Genomic DNA, 21,062 nt, shown 5'->3' on the forward strand with positions numbered 1-21,062 from the left:
CCCGTCACGGGTCAACCTGCAGTGCGGCCCGAACCCCGTGAGGGCCGGCGCCTTTAGACGCGTGCCGGAAATCCAAGGGTTATACCCTAAGAGCAAACCACCCCTTTTAGGGGTGGTTTTGATTTCAAGGCACCTTGCTCGCTCTGACGGGCTTTCGCTGTCGGTTCCAAGGCATCGGCATCGTCCTGGCCGTCAAGGGCTTGGTGCAAAGTAATCCGTCCCCCTTGCACCAATCTGTCGATTGAACATCGTTGCGTGTTCGCGCTATCATGCATGGTTAAATTGGTTAGCCATGGCAAACGGTTAGCCATGGTAAACATAAATGCAACGCCCTGTGGGCGCCGGGGGAGGAACACGGACGTGAAGCTCGATACACTCGAGATTGGAAAGGACGCCGTTGTCGCATCGGTGGCATCGGACGATCAGGCACTCCGACAGCATATTTTGGACATGGGCCTAACGCCGGGCACCGAAGTCACCATGATGAAGTACGCCCCCATGGGCGACCCGCTCGAGATCCGCCTGCGTGGCTACGAGTTGACACTGCGCAAGGACGATGCCGCTCGCATCGAGCTTGTGGGTATTCACGACACCGATACGGGTCCGCGCGCTAACGCCGCAATCGGCACGACGGAGCATCCGGCCCTGGGCGAGGGGACGTATTCGCCCCGTGCGGCAAAGACGGCCGTGCCCGAGGGCGCGCCGCTGCACTTTGCCCTCGCCGGCAACCAAAACTGCGGCAAGACCACGTTATTCAACCAGCTGACGGGCTCCAACCAGCATGTCGGTAACTTTCCCGGCGTGACGGTCGACCGCAAGGACGGCACTATCCGTAACCACCCCGAGGCGAGCGTTACCGACTTGCCCGGTATTTACTCGTTGTCGCCGTACACGGGCGAAGAAATCGTCAGCCGCCAATTCATCTTGGACGAAGACCCCGACGCCATCATCGACATCATCGACGCCACCAACATCGAGCGTAACCTGTACCTGACGCTGCAGCTTATGGAGCTCGATCGTCCCATGGTCATCGCGCTCAACATGATGGACGAGGTGACGGCCAACGGCGGCGCCGTGGACGTCAACCTGCTCGAGAGCCTGTTGGGCGTGCCCGTTGTCCCCATTAGCGCTGCCCGCAACGAGGGTATCGGCGAGCTGGTGGATCATGCCTTGCACGTGGCACGGTTCCGTGAGCGCCCCGGTCGCCTGGACTTCTGTGCGCCCGATGGTCCAGACGGCGGTGCACTGCATCGCTGCATCCACGGCATTGCCAACCTGATCGAGGACCATGCCGCGACGGCGCACATTCCCGTGCGTTTTGCGGCGACCAAGCTGGTTGAGGGCGACGAGCTGGTGACCGAGGCACTTCATCTGGATCGCAACGAGCTTGACGCCATCGAGCACATCATTACCCAGATGGAGGGCGAGGCCGGCACCGACCGTCTATCTGCGCTGGCCGACATGCGCTTCGGCTTTATCGGCGACGTGTGCGGGCGCTGCGTCGTAAAGCCGCACGAGAGCCGCGAGCACGTGCGCTCCGTCAAGATTGACCGCATCCTGACAGGTCGTTACACAGCCATTCCGGCGTTCCTGGTGATCATGGGCCTCGTCTTTTGGCTGACGTTTGGCGTGATCGGCGCGGCGTTGCAGGGACTTATGGAGGACGGCATCGCTGCCATCATCGCCTCGGCCGATGCGGGTCTCAAGGCGTTCGGCACCAACGACGTGGTGCGCTCGCTGGCCGTCGACGGTGTTCTCACGGGCGTGGGCAGCGTGCTGACCTTCCTGCCGATCATCGTCGTGCTCTTCTTGTTCCTCTCCATTCTGGAAGACTCGGGCTACATGGCGCGCGTGGCCTTTGTCATGGATAAGGTATTGCGTCGCTTTGGCCTGTCGGGCCGCAGCTTTGTGCCCATGCTCGTCGGTTTTGGCTGCACCGTGCCGGCTATCATGTCGACCCGTACGCTCCCATCCGAGCACGACCGCAAGATGACGGTCATGCTCACGCCGTTCATGAGCTGTTCGGCCAAGTTGCCGGTCTACGGTCTGCTGTGCGGGGCGTTTTTCCCGCAGGCGACAGTTCCCGCCATGGTCTCGCTCTATCTGATTGGCATTGCGGTCGGATGCATAGCGGCTTTGGTGCTCAACCGCACGGCATTTAAGGGCGACCCGGTGCCGTTTATCATGGAGCTCCCCAATTACCGCCTGCCGAGCGTTAAGACGACGGTGATGCTGGCATGGGATAAGGCCAAGGACTTCATCACCAAGGCCTTCACCATTATCTTTGCCGCTACGGTGGTCATTTGGTTCCTTCAGACGTTCGACATCCGCTTTAATGTGGTCGCCGATCAGTCGCAAAGCCTGCTTGCGGGTCTCGGCAGCATCATCGCGCCGGCGCTGGCGCCGCTTGGGTTTGGCGATTGGCGAGCATCCACGGCGCTCGTCACCGGCCTTATCGCCAAGGAGAGTGTCATCTCGACCCTCACGGTGCTTTTGGGTGCAACGTCGCCCGCGGCACTGTCGACCATGTTTTCGCCGTTTACCGCTTACGTGTTCCTGGTCTTTACGCTGCTGTACCCGCCCTGCGTGGCGGCCATCGGTGCCGTCAAGAGCGAGCTGGGTGCGCGCTATGCCGTTGCCGTGTTCGCGTTTCAGGTGACGGTCGCCTGGATCGTGGCGTTTGTCGTGCATTCGGCGGGCATATTGTTGGGGTTGGCTTAGCTATTTATTGACGGCGCAACCCCTGTGTATTGAGTTGATTGCGGTCCCGCATCTGTACTGACGGATGCGGGGCCGTTGCTATATAATCGCCCACCGCCCAAGACAATCGGAGAGGTTTCCTACATGACCCAGGCAAGACAAGATGGCATCTCGCTCAAGCAGTGGCTCCCGCTTATCGGGCTCGCCTGCTGTTCGTTCGTGTTCAACACATCAGAGTTCATGCCCATCGGCCTTCTGACTGATATCGCCGCGTCGTTCTCGCTCACCGAGGCCCAGGCAGGCATCATGATTTCGGTCTATGCCTGGGGCGTCATGCTGCTGTCGCTGCCGCTTATGGTGTTTGCCTCGCGCTTTGAGTTCAAGCGGATGCTGTTGGGCGTTTTGGCCGTGTTTTCGCTCGGCCAGTTCCTGTCCGCTGTGGCGCCCACCTATCCTATTTTGGTTTGCGCGCGTCTGGTGGTCGCCTGCGCGCATGCCGTGTTCTGGTCGGTCGCCTCGATTATGGCCTCGCGCCTGGTCGACAGTCGCCACGGGGCGCTCGCCATCAGCATAATCGCCACGGGCTCGTCTATCGCGCAGATCTTTGGCCTGCCGATCGGCCGCGCCATCGGACTAGCTGTGGGCTGGCGCATGACGTTTGCCGTGGTCGGTGCCTTCTCTGCCGCCGCGGTGGTGTACCAGGCCGCGGTGTTCCCGGCCATGCCGGCGGGCGAGCGCTTTACCGTCAAACAGCTGCCCGAGCTGCTCAAGAACCCGTTCCTCATCGCGCTCTACGCGGTCACGGTCTTTATGGCGACCGGCTACTACGCGGGTTACAGCTATATCGAGCCCTTCCTGGCGCAGGTCGCCCATGTCGACGCAAGCGCCATCACCATGACGCTGACGGCGTTTGGCTGCTCCGGTCTGCTCGGAAGCTGGCTGTTCGGCCGACTGTTCGATGGCCATCGCTTTCCGTTCTTGGCTATCACACTCTCCGGCGTGCCTGTGGCTCTGCTGCTCATGGGTCCGGTTGCACCGTCGCTCGTCGCCGTTCTCGCTGTTTGCGCGCTATGGGGCTGCTGCTCCACGGCCTTTAACGTGGCGTTTCAGGCCGAGCTCATCAAGTACACGCCGGCGGATTCGTCGGCCGTCGCCATGTCGATCTTCTCGGGCCTGTTTAACCTCGGCATCGGCACGGGCACCGCGATCGGCGGCGCCGTGGTTTCGGGCCCCGGTATCGCCTGGATCGGCTTTGCGGGCGGGGCGATCACCGTCGTGGGCGTCATCCTCGCCATTACGGTGCTGTTCCCGGCCATACGCCGCGCAAAGCCCGTCGCCTAATCACGTTCCCTCATCAGTTGCGGTGGAATAGAGACTGTTTGCCCGGTTTATTGGTCTCAACAGTCCCTATTTCACTGCAACTTATTTTGGGGGAGGGGATGCGCGGCGGGCATACAATGGATGGCGTTGCGTGAAAGATTGCCGGGAGGCTGCTATGTGGGCATACGAGACGACGTTCTATCAGATCTATCCGCTGGGCTTTTGCGGAGCTCCGCGCGAAAACGCCGCGCCCGTTGCCGAAGATGAGCTCGCCCAGGCTGCCAACGCAGCGCCCAACCCCGATGCGCCCATCATGAAGATCGCCCAATGGGCCGACTACCTGCAAGAGCTCGGCATCGGTGCTGTGCTCATTAACCCGCCGCTCGAATCCGACAGCCACGGCTACGACACGCGCAGCCTGCGCCATATCGACCGCCGCCTGGGCGGGGATGCCGATTTTGCCGCTGTATGCGAGACGCTGCACGCTCATGGCATTCGCGTGGTGCTCGATGCCGTCTTTAACCATGTGGGCCGCGGTTTCTGGGCCTTCCGCGATGTTCAGGAGCGCAAGTGGGACTCGCCCTACAAGGACTGGTTTCACATTAGCTTTGACGGCGACTCCTGCTATGGCGACGGCTTTTGGTACGAGGGCTGGGAAGGCCATTTTGAGCTTGTGAAGCTCAACTTGCAAAACCCCGCCGTGGTCGATTACCTGCTTGAGTCCGTGCGTCGCTGGGCTGACGTGTTTGGCGTCGACGGCCTGCGCCTGGACGTCGCCTATATGCTCGATCGCGATTTTATGCGCCGCCTGCATACTTTTACCCGTGAGCTCAAACCCGACTTTGTGCTGATTGGTGAGACGCTCCACGGCGACTACAACCAGATCGTCAACGACGAGATGCTTGACTCCTGCACCAACTACGAGTGCTACAAGGGCCTGTACTCCAGCTTTAACTCGGTCAACATGTTCGAGATTGCCCACTCGCTGCATCGCCAGTTTGGCGGTGACCCGTGGTGCATTTATCGCGGCAAGCATCTGCTGTCGTTTGTCGACAACCACGATGTGCCGCGCCTGGCGAGCATCCTTACCGACAAATCCTGTCTGCGCCCCGCTTATGGCATGCTCTTTGGCATGCCGGGCATCCCGTGCGTCTACTATGGCAGCGAGTGGGGGATTCCTGGCGAAAAGGGCGGCCCCGATGGCGACTGGGCGCTGCGACCTGCGCTCGATGAGCCTGTGCCCAACGAGCTGACGGCCTTCATCAAGCAGCTCGCGCACCTGCGCTCGGCAGACGACGCGGCGGCCCGTGCCCTCAACTATGGTGCCTATCGCAACGTGGTGATCCAGAACAAGCAGCTGCTGTTCGAGCGCGCCTGCGACGACGCGACGGTGCTCGTGGCGGTCAATGCCGTGAACGAGCCCTATACCTTTGGAGCCGGCGAGCTCAACGGCTCCTTTGCCGACCTACTTGCCGACGGCGCGCCCACAGTCGAGCTAACGGGTGCCCTTGAGCTTGCACCCTACGAGGTGCGCTATTTGTTGAGAGCCTAGCCCATGCCTGTGTCTGACAAGGGCTATCAACATATTGAGCATGGGTTTGAGCCCGTGTTCGACCAGCACTCGCGCGTTTTGGTGCTCGGATCGTTTCCCTCGGTGCTTTCGCGCGCCAACGCCTTTTACTATGGAAACCCACAGAACCGCTTTTGGCGCGCGGCGAGCTCGCGACGCTCGATGCCTCGGTTGCTGCCAAGCGGGCTATGCTGCTCAACGGCGGCGTGGCCCTGTGGGATGTGATCGAGAGCTGTGACATCAAGGGCTCGAGTGACGCTAGCATCAAAAACGTTGTGCCGGCACATATTGAACGCATTGTGGATGCCACGCCGATCGAGATCGTTGTTTGCAACGGCGGCACGGCCGGACGGCTCTACAAACGCTATCTACAAGAGCGGACGGGCCTACCCGCCATCGTGCTGCCGTCGACGAGTCCTGCCAACGCGGCGTGGCGTTTGGAGCGGCTTGTCGAGCGTTGGAGTGAAGCCGTTGACTGGGCAGCTCATTAATTTAGATTATTGATTGAGTGCGGGCGCCGAGGTGTTTCAGAACGCCTCGCCAGATCGGCACGGGCACGGCTGGCTCGGCGCAAGCCATGCCGTCGGCGTCGACGTCCTCGGCATTACCACCACCAAGTCGCTGCGCATGCTCAACCGAACAGCCCATACGAACGGCGCCTACGAGCTTGTCCATCGCTTCCGAAAACGGTCGCCGCAAGAGTCCCATGCGCGGTGAGTGACGAAGCACCGCGAAACCGCTGCCGGTACAGACGACAACGCCGCCGCACCATGACAGCTCATGAAGGTCGCATGCCGCTTGCAGACGCACGACGAGCCCGTGTGCTCGCTCGAGGCCGCCGACGTCGGCCTGGACAACAACATAGACACGCGTCCCTGCGCCGCCAAAGCGGTCGAGCACCTGCTCAATGGGCGCCATCGCTTCATCATTGGGTGCATCTTCAACGGCGAACACAATGCCATCGGCGGTACCGGCAACGCTGCCGGCATCATCCGCCTCCAAGTCGACTGGGCGGGGGAGTACAGTGCCGGAAAGCTGTGCATAGGCGGCGATGGCATCCTGCAGGTCCCAGAGCAAAAACTCAAGATCGGCGCTCTCGGAAATACTGACAAACGCGATGTTATGCAGTGTTTTTGGTACATCGCCGCGTGCGGTCGTCTCCATGCCGCCTCCTTTCCGGTTCATTTCCGTTTAGGTTACACCGTCCGGCGGCGCCTCGCCGCGCTATCCTAGTGCAACCCTTACGAAAGGAACGCCATGCGTCTGTCCATGAATACCTCGCTTGCTACGCTTAAGCCCTCCGGCATCCGTCGGATTAACGCGCTCGCCGCCCAGCACCCGGGGTGCATCGCGCTTGCGCTTGGCGAGCCCGATTTTCCCACGCCCGATGTGATTAGCGCCGAGGTGACCGCCGCACTGGACCGCGGTGACACGCACTATCCGCCCAACAACGGTCGCCCCGCCCTGCGTGAGGCGTTATCTGCCTACATGGGGGACGCGGGCCTTACATATTCGGCTGACGAGGTCATCCTGACCGATGGTGCGACCGAGGCCCTGTCGGCTACGTTTATGGCCATGCTCAACCCCGGCGACGAGGTCATTATCCCCACGCCCGCCTTTGGTCTGTACGAGAGCATCGTCGTGGCCAACCATGCCAAGGCGGTCTTTTTGGATACGGAGCCTACGCAATTTCAGATTGACGAGGATGCGCTTCGCGCCTGTGTGACCCCGGCGACCAAGGCCATCGTTATCTGCTCGCCCAACAATCCCACGGGCTGCATTCTCAACGCGGCATCGCTCGACGTCGTGGCGCGCGTGGCAGAGCAGGCGGGCATCTACGTAGTCTGCGACGACGTATACAACCGCCTCGTCTATGTGGACGGCTACGAGCGCTTCGCCCAGCGACACCCGGAGCTGCGCGAGCAGACGGTCGTCATCGAGAGTTTCTCCAAGCCCTGGGCCATGACCGGCTGGCGCCTGGGTTGGCTCGCGGCAGCGGCACCCGTCATCGCCGAGATCGCAAAAGCTCACCAATACCTAGTATCGAGCGCCGTCTCCTTCGAGATGGACGCCGCAGCCCGAGCCCTGACCGTCGACCCAACCCCCATGCTCAAAGTCTACCGAGCCCGCCGCGAACGCGTACTCGCAGCCTTAGACGCCATGGGCCTGGACGTCGTGGAGCCCGCAGGAGCCTTCTACACTTTCCCGAGCATCAAACAATTCGGCCTAACAAGCGAAGACTTCTGCATCAAAGCCATCAAAGAGGCAAACGTAGCCCTGGTTCCGGGCGACTGTTTCGGCACCGAAGGCCACATCCGCCTAAGCTACTGCGTCTCCGACAAAGACCTAGACGAAGGTCTCCACCGCCTATCCACCTTCGTCTCAACCCTATAGCCATCAGGGACGCAACATATCAGCCCACCGACTTAAGGCTTATGAGTGGGGGGGGCGCCGGCCAACGGGAAACCGGGCTGCCCCAAAGTCACCGCAGGCCGCGCCGCCGAAGGCCAGGCGCAAGGTTTTCGTAGATTCCGCACGAGCCGAAGAGCACTTAATGTGCTCTTCGTGCGAGCCCAGGACCTGACCGAGCGAAAACCTTGCGCCTGGCCTTCGGCGGCGCGGCCGGATGGTGGAATTGTGTGCAGCCCGGTTTCCCGTTGACCGACGCCGGGGTCCCCGCCATAATACTTTCGGTTCACGCACGAATCCGCTGCCAGAGACAGCCGGTGCAAACGGGCATCGCCCGCGAGCTTAATGGGACTTCCCGCCAGCCGAGGTGGTCGAGTAGATATGTCTTCTCGCCCCCGTCGCTCATGCAGCGCGGGGGCTTTCTTTTTGGACATGCCCCCGTCACGTCCTTGTGGCGGACCGTGCCCGGAAAGAATTCGAGGAGGTGTAATTCATGCCCCAGCAGTACAAAATCGACAAGGTTGCAGAGATCGAGTCCCGTATCGCCGAGAACGCCGGTCTGTTCGTCGTCAACTACAACGGTCTGACGGTTAAGCAGGCTCAGGAGCTGCGTCATCAGCTTCGCGAGTGCGGCGCCGAGATGAAGGTCTACAAGAACAACCTGGTCAAGATCGCTCTCAAGAACCAGGAGCAGCCCGAGCTCGACGAGATCCTCGCCGGCCCCGTCGCTTATGTGTTCTACGAGTCCGAGCCGGTCGAGGCCGCTAAGGCCCTTAAGGACTTCTCTGCTAAGTCCAAGGGCGTCCTTGAGATCAAGGGCGGTATCTCCGACGGCAAGGCCGTTTCCGCTGATGATGTTAAGGCTATCGCCGAGCTGCCCACCAAGGATCAGCTTCTCGGTCAGATCGCCGGTCTCATCTCCGGTTTCGCTCGCGACATCGCTGTCTGCGTCAACGGCGTTTCCTCTGGTCTCGCTCGTTCGATCCAGCAGGTCTCCGAGCAGAAGGCAGCCTAGTTGCTGTTTTCACCCGCGGCGGCAACGCCGCACCCCTGGCGCATTCGCGCCGTGTTTTAACTGATCTCCGTGCATCCGCACGGAAACCGAAAGGACTTAGAAATGGCTAAGCTTACCACCGATGAGATCATCGATGCTCTTAAGGAAATGACCCTTCTCGAGGCTTCCGAGCTCGTCAAGGCTATCGAGGACACCTTCGGCGTTTCCGCCGCTGCTCCTGCCGCTGTTGTCGCCGCTCCCGCTGCTGGCGCTGCTGAGGCCGAGGAGAAGACCGAGTTTGACGTCGTGCTCGAGGGCTTCGGCGACAACAAGATCCAGGTCATCAAGGCCGTCCGTGAGCTCACCAACCTTGGCCTGAAGGAGGCCAAGGAGGTCGTCGAGGGCGCTCCCAAGGCTGTTCTCGAGGGTGCCAAGAAGGAGGACGCCGAGGCTGCCAAGGAGAAGCTCGAGGCTGCTGGCGCTGCTGTCACCCTCAAGTAATCAGGCTTTCTCGCCAGATTTCTTTGCAGACGGGGTTCGCATTGCGAGCCCCGTCTTTTTTTGTTTTTCGGTCCCTCGGCATCGGTTGCTCAAACTGCCATGTTCTGTGATTTGCGTCGTATCGGGTGCCCTGCCGTTGGGCAATAAAATTGCACCATTCGAGCAATAATTTGCGTTGACCTGCTGAAGAATTGTCTCTGCCTTGTAGCGACATATAGTTCCAGCGGTAAGATGCTTGGGTATCGCAATTTGGTCTGCGGCAGACGCGCCGCACGCACGGGGCGCTTTTGCGCCTGCGAAAGGATCTTTGAATAACATGAAGGCAATCATCCCCGCCGCCGGTCTTGGCACGCGTTTTCTGCCTGGCACCAAGTGCACGCCCAAAGAGATGCTGCCGGTTCTCGACAAGCCGGTCATCCAGTATGTCGTTGAGGAGGCGCTCGACCCCGAGGAGGTCGACGATGCCATCATCGTAACTTCTCCCGGCAAGCCCGAGCTGCTGAACTACTTCCAGCCCGATCGCTCGCTCGAGAACCTGCTGCGCGAGCGCGGCAAGAACGCCTATGCCGATGCCGTCGCCCACGCTGGCGGTATGCCGGTCGACTTCCGTTATCAGTACGAGCCCAAGGGCCTCGGCCATGCTATCCGCTCTGCTGCCGACGCCGTGGCAGGGGAGAACTTCCTGGTTCTTCTGGGCGACTACGTTGTGCCTAACCGCGACATCTGCGACAAGATGCTCGCCGTTTCCAAGGAGCACGGTGGCGCTTCGGTTATCGCCGTCGCTGCTTGCTCGCCCGAGGAAGTCAGCCGCTACGGCGTTATCGCCGGCGAGCGCGTCGGTTCGCTCGAGGGCGCCGAGGGCGTTGCCGATGCCGAGCCGGGCGCTGTCTGGCGCATCGGCGGTCTGGTCGAGAAGCCCGCTCCCGAGGCTGCTCCGTCCAACCTGTACATCGTCGGCCGCTATCTGCTGAGCCCGCTGGTCATGGACCTGCTGGCCGATCAGCAGGCTGGTAAGGGCGGCGAGATCCAGCTCACCGACGCAATGGCCCGTTCGCTCGATCGCGAGGCCATGTATGCGGTCGTCATCGACCCGCTGTCGGGCTACGACACCGGCACTCCCTCTGGCTGGATGGCCACCAACGCCCTCATGGCTGCAAGCGATCCCCGCTTTGCCGGCGCCTTCTGGGACGCCATCGACGAGCGCGGCGGATTGATGCGCAAGTAAGCCTTCGGACATCGACATTTACGGGCGCGGACCTCGGTTCGCGCCCGTTTTTTATAAGAGCTGCGATTGCCGGCTCTCTGTTCACAGAAAATATATGAACATATGTTCGATACACATACATCTACCTGCGTGTTTTCTGTCGAAAAACTTTGCTACTCCAAAAACTCAATCGCGTCAAGGCTTTTCTTGCCCAACGGTCGCTACCTGATAAACTATTAGGTTGCGATAACTGGCGAAGCTATGCCTCGCCAACCCACCGAGCATTTCCGTGAAGGAGGAAAAACCTGGTGACCTACGCATACACTGCCACTGAGCGCAAGCGCGTCAGCTTCGGGAAAATCCCGGAGGCCATGGAGCTCCCCAACCTTATCTCTGTTCAAAGGGAATCCTTTGAGCGTTTTAAGGACGAGGGCCTTCGTGAGGCGTTCAAGGAATCCAGCCCCATCCAGAGCCAGAACCATGTTCTCGAGGTTACCTTCGGCGAGCATCAGTTCGGCGACCCCGCGCACACCGTCGAGGAGTGCCGCGAGAAGGATATGACCTATCAGGCTCCGCTTCTGACCGACGTCCGTCTCACCAACAAGGAGACCGGCGAGATCAAGGAGCAGCTCGTCTTTATGGGCGACTTCCCCATGATGACCGATCAGGGCACCTTCATCATCAACGGTACCGAGCGTATCGTCGTCTCGCAGCTCGTCCGCTCCCCGGGCGTGTACTACAGCTCCGAGATGGATTCGGGCAAGCAGATCTACAAGGCCCAGATCATTCCGTCCCGCGGTGCCTGGCTTGAGTTTGAGGTCGACAAGCGCGACCAGCTCATGGTCTCCATCGACCGTAAGCGCAAGCAGAGCGCCACGATGTTCCTGCGCGCCCTTGGCATCGCCGTCACCAACGATGACATTATCGAGCTACTCGGCAACTCCGATGTGATCAAGCGCACCCTGGAGCGCGACACCGCCCTCACTCGCGAGGACGCCCTCATCGAGATCTACCGTCGTCTGCGCCCGGGCGAGCCTCCCACCGTGGACGCTTCCCGCAGCCTGCTCGAGGGTCTGCTCTTCAACCCGCAGCGCTACGACCTGGCCCGCGTCGGTCGTTACAAGGTCAACAAGAAGCTCAACCTCACCACCGAGGAAGAGGTCACGGTGCTCACCGACGAGGATATCGTCGCGACGCTGCGCTACCTCCTGTCCCTCGCTGCCGGCGAGCAGGGCTTCAAGGTCGACGACATCGACCACTTTGGCAACCGCCGCATCCGTACCGTCGGCGAGCTCGTCGCCAACCAGTTCCGTATCGGCATGAGCCGTATGGAGCGCGTCGTCCGTGAGCGCATGAGCTCCCAGGACATCGACGAGATCACCCCGCAGTCGCTCATCAACATCCGCCCGATCGTGGCCTCCATCAAGGAGTTCTTCGGCTCCTCTCAGCTCTCGCAGTTCATGGACCAGGCGAACCCCCTGACCGGTCTGACCCACAAGCGCCGTCTGTCCGCACTCGGCCCTGGTGGTCTTGCCGGCCACAAGTCCGGCTCCAGCCGCCGCACCAACGTGCCGACGGCCGTCCGCGACGTTCACAATTCGCACTACAGCCGCATGTGCCCGATCGAGACCCCCGAAGGCCCCAACATCGGCCTGATCGGCTCGCTCGCCCTCTACGCCCGCGTCAACGAGTATGGCTTCATCGAGGCCCCGTTCCGTCGCGTCGAGAACGGCGTTGCCACCGATCAGATCGACTGGATGACCGCTGACGAGGAAGAGAAGCACGTCATCGCGCCGGCCAACACGCCGCTCGATCCCAAGACCAACGAGTTCATCACGACCGATGCCGAGGGTAAGATCGTCCGTCCGCACACCGTGATCGCCCGTACCCGCGACTTCGACGGCTCCTTCGGCGCTCCCGCCGACGTGCCTGTCGAGGACGTCGACTACATGGACGTCTCGCCGCGTCAGATGCTCTCCGTCGCAGCCACGCTGATCCCGTTCCTTGAGCACGACGACGCCAAGCGTACGCTGATGGGCGCTAACATGCAGCGTCAGGCCGTGCCGCTGGTTCACCCCGCCGCTCCCTATGTCGGTACCGGCATGGAGCGTCGCGCCGCTCTGGACTCCGGCGAGGTCACCCTGGCCAAGAACGCCGGCGAGGTTATCTTTGCCGACGCCGCCAAGATTATCGTCAAGCATGCCGGCGGCATGGACGAGTATCATCTGGCCAAGTACCAGCGCTCCAACCAGTCCACCTGCATCAACCACCGTCCGCTCGTGCGCGTCGGTGACACCGTTGAACAGGGCGAGCCTCTGGCCGACGGTCCTTCGACCGATCACGGCGAGCTCGCACTGGGCCAGAACCTCACCGTGGCCTACATGCCGTGGGAAGGCTTTAACTACGAGGACGGTATCGTCGTGTCCGAGCGCCTGGTGGCCGAGGACCTGCTGACGACCATCAACATCACCCGTCACGAGATCGACGCCCGCGACACCAAGCTCGGCCCCGAGGAGATCACCCGCGAGATCCCGAACCTCTCCGAGGACATGCTTGCCAACCTCGACGAGGACGGCATCATCCGCATCGGCGCCGAGGTCGGCCCTGGCGACATCCTGGTCGGCAAGGTCACGCCTAAGGGCGAGAGCGCTCTGACCGCCGAGGAGCGCCTGCTGCGCGCCATCTTCGGTGCCAAGGCCCACGACGTCCGCGATACCTCCCTTAAGATGCCTCACGGCGCTTACGGCCGCGTCATCGATGTCGTCCGCTTTAGCCGCGAGAACGGCGACGACCTGGCCCCCGGCGTCAACGAGCAGGTGCGCGTCTACGTCGCCCAGCGTCGTAAGATCCAGCAGGGTGATAAGATCGCCGGCCGCCACGGCAACAAGGGTGTTATCTGTAACGTTCTGCCGGTCGAGGACATGCCCTACATGGCTGACGGTACCCCGATCGACGTTATCCTCAACCCGCTGGGCGTTCCTTCGCGTATGAACGTCGGCCAGCTGCTCGAGTGCCACCTTGGCTGGGCTGCTGCCTGCGGTTGGGATACCGAGCAGGCCGACTCCGACAAGTACGTCCCCGGTCCGTTCTTCACCGCCACGCCCGTCTTCGACGGCGCCAAGGAGGACGAGATCGCCGAGGTCATCCGTCGTGCCAACAAGAACATGCTCAACAAGGCCACCGCTGCCTTTGGCGATCACATGCGCCCCGAGTTCGTCACCCAGCTTGACGAGCGCGGCAAGACCCGTCTGTTCGACGGCCGCACCGGCGAGGAGTTCCGCGAGCCCATTACCGTGGGTACGTCCTACATCCTCAAGCTCGGCCACATGGTCGACGACAAGATCCACGCCCGTTCGACTGGCCCTTACAGCCTGGTTACCCAGCAGCCTCTGGGCGGCAAGGCCCAGTTCGGCGGCCAGCGCTTCGGCGAGATGGAAGTTTGGGCACTGTACGCTTACGGCGCTTCCAACGTCCTGCAGGAGATCCTGACCGTCAAGTCCGACGATACCGTGGGCCGCGTCAAGACCTACGAGTCCATCGTCAAGGGCGAGAACGTTCCTGTCCCGGGTATCCCCGAGTCCTTCAAGGTTCTCGTCAAGGAGATCCGCTCCCTCGCGCTGGACATCGAGCCCATGCACGATGCCGACGAGGACGCCTCCGCCCCTGTGACCGCCGAGGAGACCTCTGCTCTCGACGACCTGGCTGCGCTCGCCGGCGTTGACACCGACGTCGAGGCCGAGGATGCCGAGACCGCCGAGGCACCCGAGGCTGTCGCCGCCACGACCACTGATAAGGAGTAGTTGACTGTGGCAGATTTCGAAGCTACTGATTTTGACTCGGTAAAGATCTCCCTTGCCTCCGCCGACCAGATCCGTTCCTGGTCGCACGGTGAGGTCAAGAAGCCGGAGACCATCAATTACCGTACCCTCAAGCCCGAGAAGGACGGCCTGTTCTGCGAGAAGATCTTCGGTCCCGCCAAGGACTGGGAGTGCTCCTGCGGCAAGTACAAGGGCATCCGCTTTAAGGGCATCGTCTGCGAGCGCTGCGGCGTCGAGGTCACCTCGGCCAAGGTGCGTCGCGACCGCATGGGCCACATCGAGCTCGCCGCTCCCGTGTCCCACATCTGGTACTTCAAGAGCCCCACGAGCTTCCCGATGAGCCGTATGCTCGACATCAAGTCCAAGGACCTCGAGAAGGTTCTGTACTTTGCCAGCTACATCATCACCGAGGTTGACTACGAGGCTCGCGAGGCCGACGCCGACGACCTGCGCGAGGAGCTCGCCGCCGATCTGGAAGAGATCGATGCCGAGTGCGCCCGCCAGATCGAGTCCCTCAAGGAGCAGGGCGACCCCGAGAACTTTGACGAGTTCTCCGACGAGGAGCCGCTGACCCCCGAGGAGATCGCCTCTGGCATCGTCGATATCGAGGAAGAGTGCAAGGACGAGAAGCAGCTCCGCACGGACGCCTTCAACGCCTTCATGAAGCTCACCGAGCGCGACCTCATCTCCGATGAGCCGCTGTTCCGCGAGATGACCCGTTACTACTCCATGTACTTCAAGGGTGGTATGGGTGCCGAGGCCGTCCGCGACCTGCTCGCTGCCATCGACCTCCCCTCCGAGGCCGAGAAGCTCAAGGCCATCATCGCTGACGAGGATTCTCAGAAGCAGAAGCGCGAGAAGGCCGTCAAGCGCCTCGAGGTCGTTGACGCCTTCCTGAAGGGTGGCAACAGCCCCGCGAACATGATTCTGGACGTCATCCCGGTCATTCCGCCCGATCTGCGCCCGATGGTCCAGCTCGACGGCGGCCGCTTCGCCGCGTCCGACCTCAACGACCTGTACCGTCGCGTGATCAACCGTAACAACCGACTCAAGCGCCTGCTCGACCTGGACGCCCCTGCGATCATCGTGAACAACGAGAAGCGCATGCTCCAGGAGTCCGTGGACGCCCTGTTCGACAACGGCCGTCGTGGTCGCCCGGTCTCTGGCCGTGGCGGTCGCCCGCTCAAGTCGCTCGCCGAGGCCCTCAAGGGCAAGCAGGGTCGTTTCCGCCAGAACCTGCTGGGTAAGCGTGTCGACTACTCCGGCCGTTCGGTTATCGTTACCGACCCCAAGCTGCTGCTGCACCAGTGCGGTCTGCCCAAGACCATGGCGCTGGAGCTCTTCAAGCCCTTCGTCATGAAGCGCCTGGTCGAGCTTGGCAAGGTCGAGAACATCAAGGGCGCCAAGCGCGCTATCGACCGCGGTGCCACCTTTGTGTGGGATATCCTCGAAGAGGTCATCGACGGCCGCGTCGTGCTGCTCAACCGCGCACCGACCCTGCACCGTCTGTCTATCCAGGCCTTTGAGCCGGTTCTGGTCGAGGGCAAGGCTATCCACCTGCACCCGCTGGTCTGCTCGCCCTTCAACGCCGACTTCGACGGCGACCAGATGTCTGTCCACGTGCCGCTGTCCAGCCAGGCTCAGGCCGAGGCTCGCGTGCTCATGCTCTCTGCGAACAACCTGCGCTCGCCGGCATCCGGCAAGCCGGTCAACATCCCCTCGCAGGACATGATCATCGGTGTGTACTACCTCACCCAGGTCCGCGACGGTCTGCCGGGCGAGAACCACGTGTTCGCCAGCTTCGACGACGCGCTGCACGCCTATGACTGCCGCTCCGAGGTCGACATGCAGGCCAAGATTCAGGTCCGCGTGTCCGCTGCCGACGCCAATGTCATCAACGAGGACGGCACCCGTATCTTCCGCGTCAAGAACGGCAAGAACGAGTTTGTCGACTACGACGTCACCGGCAACAAGACCGCGCGCTTCGAGACCTCCATCGGCCGCATCATCTTCAACCGCCAGTGCCTGCCCGAAGACTATGAGTTCATGAACTACAAAATGGTCAAGGGCGATGTGGCCAAACTGGTTGCCGACTGCTGCGATCGCTATCCCGAGGCCAAGGTCGGTCCGATCCTCGACGCCATCAAGTACTCCGGCTTCCACTACGCTACCCGCGCCGGCCTCACCATCTCGGTGTGGGACGCTCTCATCCCTGCCGAGAAGCAGGAGCTGCTCGACCGCGCCCAGGCCAACGTCGACCAGATCAACGAGTACTTCGAGGAGGGCTTCATCAACGAGACGGAGCGCCACATCGAAGTCGTTAACGAGTGGACCGCTTGTACCGACAAGGTCGCAGCGCTCATGCTCGACTTGTTCGACGAGGAGAACCCGCTCTACATGATGGCCGACTCCGGCGCCCGTGGTTCTAAGACCCAGTTGCGTCAGCTCGGCGGCATGCGTGGCCTGATGGCAGACATGTCCGGCGAGACGATCGACCTTCCCATTAAGGCGAACTTCCGCGAGGGCCTGCTGCCGCTCGAGTACTTCATTTCGACCTACGGCGCCCGTAAGGGCCTGGTCGATACCGCATCCCACACCTCGGACTCCGGTTACCTGACCCGTCGTCTGGTCGACGTGGCCCAGGACGTCATCGTCCGCGAGGAGGACTGCGGTACGCACGAGGGCGTCACCTACAACCTCATCATCCCCGGCACCACCGACCTCAACACCGACCTCGTCGGCCGTTGCTTCATTGAGGACGTCGTGGCTCCCGATGGCACCGTGCTCTTTGAGCAGGACGGCTACATCGAGAAGGTCGCCGACATCCAGAAGATGGTCGATGCGGGCCTCAAGAAGGTCAAGCTCCGCGCGCTGCTCACCTGCCGCTCCAAGTACGGTGTGTGCCAGAAGTGCTACGGCTGGGATCTTTCCACCCGTCGTCCGGTCGCCATCGGTACTGCCGTCGGCATTATTGCCGCCCAGTCCATCGGCGAGCCCGGTACGCAGCTTACGATGCGTACCATTCACTCCGGCGGCGTCGCTGGCGTCGACGATATTACGCAGGGTCTGCCTACGGTCAGCCGTATGTTCGATATCGTCGGCAACGTCAACGAGAAGATCCTGGGTCGCGAGGCCGAGCTGGCTCCGTACTCCGGCCACCTCTCGATTAAGCCCGAGAAGTCCGAGTACGTGCTGACGCTCACCGACTCCGAGGATCACACCCGTGTCCTCGACGAGCGTCGCGTCCCCGCATCGGTGCGCTTTATGCCCGAGATCGAGGACGGCTGCGAGGTTCGCGCCGGCGACCAGATCACCAAGGGCTTCGTCAACTTCCGCAACCTGCGCAAGCTGACCGATATCGAGTCGACGATGCACACCTTCGTCGAGAGCGTCAAGGACGTCTACACCAGCCAGGGCGTCGACCTGAACGACAAGCACATCGAGGTGCTCGCACGTCAGATGCTGCGTCGCGTTCAGATCACCAACCCCGGCGACTCCAAGTACCTGCTTGGTCAGTACGTCGACCGCTACGAGTTCGCCGACGAGGTCGAGCGCGTTGCCCGTCTGGGCGGCCAGGCTCCTGTGGCCGAGCCCGTCATCCTGGGTACGCTCAAGGTCGCGTCCAACATCGACTCCTGGCTGTCGAGCGCTTCGTTCATCCGTACCGCTGGCGTCCTTACCGAGGCTGCCATCGAGGGCAAGGTCGACCACCTGCTCGACCTTAAGTCCAACGTCATCGTCGGTAAGAAGATCCCGGCCGGTACCGGCCTCAAGCCGTACGCCAACGCCAAGCTGACGTATCGCACGGCCGACGGCTACGTGGACATCGACGGCCCGGCTTCGCCCAACGCCAAGTCGCTGCCCGAGTGGGCTCCGGTGGAGCTCAAGGACCTGGACGAGCAGCTTCCGCAGCAGCTCGACTGGGCCGGCTACGACGAGTTCGGTGGTGCTGACGGTTCGTTCACCCGCAACGGCCACACCATCTCCGCCGAGAAGGCTCGCCTGTACCTGTTCGACGACCTGGGCGTGTCGCAGCGCTGGACCAACAAGTTCAGCGAGGTCGGCATCGAGACGGTCGGCGACCTGGTCGGCAAGTCCGAGGAGGATTTGCTGCGCATCGACGGCATCGGTGCCAAGGCAATCGAGGAGCTCCGTGACGGCCTTGAGGCCCACGACCTGCTCTACATCCTCGAGAACAACGACGACGTTGCCGACGAGGAAGACCTCTCGCAGCTGCTGCAGATGGTCTTTAGCCCCGACGGTCCGGACGACATCCTGCTGGGCACCTCCGCTGCGCCGACGCATCACGCCGACGCCGACGAGGAGCTCCTGGGCGCCCCGATCGACGACAAGAAGGCTCCCGCGAACGGTGCCATCAACGAGGACATGGCGTCCCTCGACGAGCTGCTCAACCAGCTCGTGGACACCGACGACGCCGAAGAGGCCAAGGACAACGACGAGGAATAACTAGTTCCGCCGTTCTAACGAACGGCGGCGACCTCCGTCGCTGCGCGGCCCCCAGAGCTACAATCTGTCATTCAAAAGGCAGGGCATGACCAAAAGGTCAATGCCCTGCCTTTTTCATGCCACCTTGTACGCTCTGGGGGCCGCTCGCTTGCGTATGCTCAACCTGTTGCGCTCCGTTGATCCCTTGGGGACCTGCCAAAAAAGGGACAGGGTTATTTTGGTCGGTTTTTCCTGCTTGAATTTGAAACATTTCGTCCGACAAGAGCGTATCTAAGGTGAGGGCCTCACCAAGAATTATTAACGTCACCGGGAGGTGATTATGGAAGAACAAGCATTTAGACAGGCGGTCGAAGACCACCGGGATGTCGTGTTTCGGATCGCGTTGACGTACCTGCGTGATCGCGCCGACGCCGACGATGTCGCTCAAGACGTCTTTCTGAAGTTACTCAAAAGCGATGCGCAATTTGAAAGCTGGGAACATCTTCGTCGATGGCTTATCCGGGTCACGATCAATGAATGCAAATCTCTCTTTCGAAAGCCATGGAGGCGTGTGGAGGATATTGAGAACCTGGCCGAGTCGCTTTCGACAGCGCAGGATGAGACCAAGGCCGTCCTGTCAGATGTCATGCGGCTTCCGGAACGATTCCGTATCCCCATCGTGCTCTATTACTATCTGGGCTTCTCGACTTCAGAGATTGCCGAGTTGCTGCACGTACCAGCCGCGACAGTTCGAACGCGTTTAGCTCGCGGCAGATCGAAACTCAAGTTCATCCTAGAGGAGGGCGACCGTGAAATCCAATCAAATCAAGCAGGCCTTCGAGTCCGTCCAAGCCGATAGCGATCTTGCTGACCGTGTTCTTTATGCCGCTGCTGGTGAGCCGCTTCGCCGAAAGGGTCACGCGAAGCCTCTGTATGTTGCCGTGATCGGATGCCTTGCCGGAGTGCTGGCGACCGGAGGGGTCGCCTACGCCGTCGTCAATTCCAGTTATTTTGCCTCTGCCTGGGGAAACCATGGCAACGGAGAGTCCATTACCTGGACTCAAGGTGGCTCGTCGGGGACTAAATATACCTACACCAGAGAGTTTGGTGATGGTATCGCGCCCCAAAGCTTGGAGGGTTCAGTACAGAAGGTCAATCTGTCCGTCGAGGGCAACGGCTATACACTCGACATTCATGATATGGCTATCGATAAAAACGGTTGCGGTGCCGTGACGTTTACGTTGTCCAATCCAAATGGTGTTAACTACTACAAGCCGGCAGCAGAGACTGGCGAACTTGTTCTCTATGGTGAAGAAGAACAAGGCATCGGCACGCCCAACATGAAGTTCGGCGAGGAATGGGCTGACACACGCTGCACCATTGATAAGGACACATCAAGCGATACTGTCATTAATGGCACGATGTACTTTGCTTCTATGGATCGCGAGCGAGGTTTTCAACATGCGGTCACCTGGAATATCCAGTGGACCGAGGGCGAAGGTGAGAGTGCGAGGCAGTTTAAAGCATCGACGCCCGAGTTTAGCGTTGGAGCGTACGTCGATACAAAGGAACTCCGCTCCGATGACTTGCCTCTCGAGATCAGCCCGTTTTCCATCCAGACACACATCGATGATCTGGGCATTGACGCAGTCACGAAAAAGTTGACCGTTACCTACAAGGATGGATCGGAGCAGATTATCGAAGATGATGCTGAGGGCGCGTACAATTTCTATGTCTCGCTGACGCGCAATAGCGGAGAGAACATCTCGGTACCGACAAAACTGATCAATGTCGATCAAGTGGTCTCGGTAACCCTTGAGGGCACGAGGTACACATCAACAGGAGAGACCGAAACAGAAGTACCCTTTACCATCGTCTATTCGTAAGGTCTAGGCCGCTTCCCAAGAGGGGAAGCGGCCTTTTTGCGGTAAATGGGCGGTTAAAGCGAGCGGTATTCGTCTGAATTTCGGAAGTATGCGGCAAAATCTTGATAGGCCGCCCGGACCGGGAATCCGCCCCCGCGCACCGAAGGGGATTCCTTTTGTGTAGGCTTTGCGGAAATATACTCATTTTGGGATACGCCCGGCGGCGTGGTCTGTT

13 protein-coding genes are annotated in these 21,062 nt (G+C 61.0%); 12 read left to right on the forward strand and 1 reads right to left on the reverse strand.

Annotation, left to right across the window (positions count from 1 at the left end):
• The first annotated feature begins 309 nt into the window (after positions 1–309).
• The 4 genes from feoB (at position 310) to AAAX59_RS02225 (ending at position 6,081) form a co-directional block, all read left to right on the forward strand.
• Complete coding sequence (gene feoB, locus AAAX59_RS02210; protein WP_349070335.1) at positions 310–2,721, forward strand: ferrous iron transport protein B; 2,412 nt, start codon at positions 310–312, stop codon at positions 2,719–2,721.
• Between the two features lie 123 nt (positions 2,722–2,844).
• Positions 2,845–4,041: an MFS transporter gene (locus AAAX59_RS02215; protein WP_349070337.1), complete on the forward strand. Its 1,197-nt coding sequence runs from the start codon at positions 2,845–2,847 to the stop codon at positions 4,039–4,041.
• Between the two features lie 154 nt (positions 4,042–4,195).
• A complete protein-coding gene (locus AAAX59_RS02220) occupies positions 4,196–5,572 on the forward strand; it encodes an alpha-amylase family glycosyl hydrolase (RefSeq protein WP_349070409.1) in 1,377 nt (458 codons plus the stop codon).
• Between the two features lie 152 nt (positions 5,573–5,724).
• Positions 5,725–6,081, forward strand: a complete 357-nt coding sequence (locus tag AAAX59_RS02225) for a uracil-DNA glycosylase family protein (RefSeq protein WP_349070339.1) — start codon at positions 5,725–5,727, stop codon at positions 6,079–6,081.
• Between the two features lies 1 nt (position 6,082).
• Here AAAX59_RS02225 and AAAX59_RS02230 read toward each other — a convergent pair whose 3' ends face one another.
• Entirely contained in the window at positions 6,083–6,754 is a 672-nt protein-coding gene (locus AAAX59_RS02230) for a hypothetical protein (RefSeq protein ID WP_349070342.1), read from the reverse strand.
• 93 nt (positions 6,755–6,847) lie between these two features.
• On the opposite strand from AAAX59_RS02230, the gene AAAX59_RS02235 reads away from it, so the two are divergent.
• The 8 genes from AAAX59_RS02235 (at position 6,848) to AAAX59_RS02270 (ending at position 20,848) form a co-directional block, all read left to right on the forward strand.
• On the forward strand, positions 6,848–7,984 hold the full coding sequence (locus AAAX59_RS02235) for an aminotransferase class I/II-fold pyridoxal phosphate-dependent enzyme (RefSeq protein WP_349070345.1): 1,137 nt from the start codon (positions 6,848–6,850) through the stop codon (positions 7,982–7,984).
• A gap of 508 nt (positions 7,985–8,492) precedes the next feature.
• The gene (gene rplJ, locus AAAX59_RS02240; RefSeq protein ID WP_006235004.1) at positions 8,493–9,014 is read left to right on the forward strand and encodes a 50S ribosomal protein L10; all 522 of its coding nucleotides are present in this window, start codon (positions 8,493–8,495) and stop codon (positions 9,012–9,014) included.
• A gap of 102 nt (positions 9,015–9,116) precedes the next feature.
• The gene (rplL, locus tag AAAX59_RS02245; protein ID WP_006235005.1) at positions 9,117–9,494 is read left to right on the forward strand and encodes a 50S ribosomal protein L7/L12; all 378 of its coding nucleotides are present in this window, start codon (positions 9,117–9,119) and stop codon (positions 9,492–9,494) included.
• Between the two features lie 316 nt (positions 9,495–9,810).
• The gene (locus tag AAAX59_RS02250) at positions 9,811–10,719 is read left to right on the forward strand and encodes a UTP--glucose-1-phosphate uridylyltransferase (protein WP_148331913.1); all 909 of its coding nucleotides are present in this window, start codon (positions 9,811–9,813) and stop codon (positions 10,717–10,719) included.
• 287 nt (positions 10,720–11,006) lie between these two features.
• Positions 11,007–14,498 (forward strand): DNA-directed RNA polymerase subunit beta, encoded by a 3,492-nt coding sequence (locus AAAX59_RS02255; protein ID WP_255412935.1) that lies wholly within the window; start codon positions 11,007–11,009, stop codon positions 14,496–14,498.
• Positions 14,499–14,504: 6 nt separating this feature from the next.
• Complete coding sequence (locus tag AAAX59_RS02260; protein ID WP_199580722.1) at positions 14,505–18,983, forward strand: DNA-directed RNA polymerase subunit beta'; 4,479 nt, start codon at positions 14,505–14,507, stop codon at positions 18,981–18,983.
• A gap of 319 nt (positions 18,984–19,302) precedes the next feature.
• Positions 19,303–19,821, forward strand: coding sequence for an RNA polymerase sigma factor (locus AAAX59_RS02265; protein WP_349070348.1), 519 nt, complete (start codon positions 19,303–19,305; stop codon positions 19,819–19,821).
• Positions 19,772–20,848, forward strand: coding sequence for a DUF4179 domain-containing protein (locus tag AAAX59_RS02270; RefSeq protein ID WP_349070349.1), 1,077 nt, complete (start codon positions 19,772–19,774; stop codon positions 20,846–20,848). The genes AAAX59_RS02265 and AAAX59_RS02270 overlap by 50 nt, the downstream gene beginning before the upstream one ends.
• Positions 20,849–21,062 lie beyond the last annotated feature (214 nt).

The sequence above is a fragment of the Collinsella sp. CLA-ER-H2 genome (assembly GCF_040092405.1).
Taxonomy (GTDB): Bacteria; Actinomycetota; Coriobacteriia; order Coriobacteriales; family Coriobacteriaceae; genus Collinsella.